Below are 3,056 nucleotides of genomic sequence, written 5' to 3'. Positions count from 1 at the left end.
GTGTGGGATCGGGGGTAACGGGGGGTTGCGTTTCCTCCCTAATCGGTTGGGGTTCTGGCAGTTCCACTGTCCATTGGGTGGGCGAAATTCCGCGAATTTTCACCTGTTGAGGATCGACGGTGTAGCCGGGGGCTAATTCAATCACTAAACGGGTAGTTTCCGCATCAAATTGACCGATACGGACACTTCTGACGATATTGCCAATAGGCCGGTTAATATTGGGTTGCCCTAACTTGATCCCGGGCAGATCTATCACGATCCTGGTGGGGTTAGTGATCATTTGCGCTCGTGGTTGCACTCGATTGTCGGTAGTGAACACCAGACGATTCTCATTGGTGTCGAATCGCCAAAAGACGAGCTTGCCAGCCCAAGCAGGGGCCGCCACCAGCAACCAAGTTAATGCGCTTAGGAATAACCAATGAAATCTCACGATCGATGCTCCCGTTGCTCAGTTATCAATTACCTTTTTTCGGTAAAAATGGACTATTTTGTTGATTTTTTGCCATCCATAGCTCCGTTAATGCTCTGAGAATAACTATCAATAAAAACAAGCTTATGGGACGTTGGCATGGTCTGCTATGTTTCTGATCAGTTATCAGTCATCAGTCATCAGTTATCAGCTTCTGAAGGTAAGAGGCAAGAGGCTCCAAAAAAGAATCTGGCAATTCTCCTACCTAAAAATAAGGTTAGAAACTAAGGTTCTTCGGTTTGTCTTATGCAATAGACGGGAGTTATAAGGGATGGAACCCTTATAGAGAAAGACATTGGGCGATTTTTGTCAATTGTTTTTTATCTAAAGCGAACTAATCAATTAAATCCCTTACCAGATAAAGATTTTGTTGATTTATGCCCCCCTATCGAACCATAACAAGTAACGAAGAGCCGAAACTAAGTACATCAAAGCTTTTAGCTTAACAAATTAGGATTTGGATTCGGACCTTGTTATCAATGAAAAGACAGCGCTATTAGTGCCACTTAATACTGCTCACTTAACACTACCACTGGTAACTGCTCACTGCTCACTGATCACTGATTGAGGGCTGGCGGTGGGTTCTTTAAATACTAACCTTAACAGGGGCGGAGCGATAAAGGTAGTCAAGATCACCATCATAATAATGGCTGCATCGGTAGCGGGGGATAAAGCGCCACTAGCAGCCCCGACTCCGGCAAAGACTAAACCCACTTCACCCCGGGGAATCATGCCAACTCCGATCGCCAAGCGATTGAGTTTTTCCTTACTGAAAACGGCCAACCCCGTCACCACTTTACCAAAAATAGCGACGACAATTAGGAAAGCGGCCAAGACTAATCCTTCTCGATTGCTGGGAATAGCGGGATTAAGGACACTTAAATCGGTTTTTGCCCCCACACAGACGAAAAATATCGGTACAAATAAATCGGCGATCGGGAACACTTGTTCTGCCAATTCCGATCGCTTTTCCGTTTCTGCTAGGACTAGGCCGGCAGCAAAGGAACCGAGAATCGCTTCTAATTGGATAACTTGGGCAATATAGGCAAGAATAAAGGCGAAAATCAGGGAAACTAAGAGCAATTGTCCCCTAGTTTTCATGCTATTAACTAATTGAACGTAAAAGGGGCTTAAAAAACGACCGATCAGGATCGCCCCGATCACAAAAGCGCTAGAACTAATAACTAGATAAATTACTTTGCTAATTTGCACTTCTCCGGTCTTCACCAAAGAAGCAACGACGGCGAGAACGATAATACCGAGAATATCATCGAGAACCGCAGCCCCGATAATAATTTGACCTTCTTTCGCCGATAACTTCCCTATTTCTGCTAAAACCTTGGCGGTAATGCCGATACTGGTAGCGGTTAAAGCTGCCCCGGCAAAAATAGCGGCAATGGTGGCCAGATGAAAGATATAGATTAAACCCAAAGTACCCACCAAAAAGGGAACCGCAACCCCCACCACTGCCACAGCAGCTGCCTGGGGACCGACGCGAATTAATTCCTGTAAGTCTGACTCTAAACCAATCTCGAACAGCAGGATAATTACCCCCAATTCCGAGAGGACGGAAATCACCTCACTGGCAGCACTAAAAACGGCGGGAGATTGCTCCGGGGTGAGGGATGAGGTGGATTCTAGGAAATGAATTAGCAAAGAATCCTCGAATCCCGCCCCTCCTTCCGGAAAAACCAGTAATTTTAGGGCAGAAACCCCGATAATCACGCCACCGACTAATTCTCCTAACACGGGAGGCAAGTTGAATCGGACGCATATTTCTCCCCCCAGTTTACAGGCGAAATAAATAACGGTCAAACTCAGCAGCACGCAGGCTAAAACTAAGGCACTATCGGCAGTTTCGGCCGTAGCTGCCGAGGCTAACAGGGTAAGATTAGGACTCCAAGCGGAAGAAAGGAAAGGCTGTAGTATCATCGCTCGCTCAAAATTACTCCCAATACTCTAACAAGCTGGCGGCCTATTCAGTGATTCCCTATTAAACTTTGCCCCTTGTCCAACTTCTACGAGGGTTCAGCCGTGGCTGGGTGAGGATCAGATAAATTGTCAGACTTGCTATTATCGGTGAACAGGAGGCAAAATAGCTAATAGTTGACTCCACATCCTATTTTTGACGACTACCGCCGCAATTATCGCTTTAGCACCGCCATGCCCTTCTTTCGCCAGTTGGTAAATAATTTTTGCAGACCCCTTGACAAGATGCTTATTTTGTGAAATGAGTCAGTAGCCGGTCGTTTCAGGCTTTGTTGCCCTCTTTTTTTGTACCAGTTTATATACTAAAAGAAGGATAATGCAAGGTTTTTGAGGATCTTAATCCTATATTCTTGCACTAACATCGGATTTTAACAGGTCAAAAGCCTTATTTTAAAAGGGTTTTACCATTATTCAGCAAGCCCTAAATAAGTAGGTAGGCGTTAAAAATTGTCAGATACCCCCCTTGATAAGGCTATCCATTAGTCACATCTTTCTTAACATAAAATTTGACAAAAAGAGAAAAGTGTGCAAGATGGCTCAAGGAGGTTCTATGGGGGGACTAATTTGATGAGATAGTTTCCAAGTCTGGCTGATATCA

General features: G+C 45.0%; 2 protein-coding genes. Both read right to left on the bottom strand.

Annotated features, from left to right (window positions below):
• Positions 1–430, bottom strand: a 430-nt coding sequence (locus IQ224_RS22840) for an AMIN domain-containing protein (protein WP_194033530.1), incomplete at its 3' end; no start/stop codon positions are given.
• Positions 431–1,012: 582 nt separating this feature from the next.
• Positions 1,013–2,401, bottom strand: coding sequence for a cation:proton antiporter (locus IQ224_RS22835; RefSeq protein WP_004157412.1), 1,389 nt, complete (start codon positions 2,399–2,401; stop codon positions 1,013–1,015).
• Positions 2,402–3,056 lie beyond the last annotated feature (655 nt).

The sequence above is a fragment of the Microcystis sp. LEGE 00066 genome (genome assembly GCF_015207925.1).
Taxonomy (GTDB): domain Bacteria; phylum Cyanobacteriota; class Cyanobacteriia; order Cyanobacteriales; family Microcystaceae; genus Microcystis; species Microcystis ichthyoblabe_A.
Note: the sequence above shows the minus strand (reverse complement) of the source record. Positions and strands in the feature narration are given on the sequence as shown.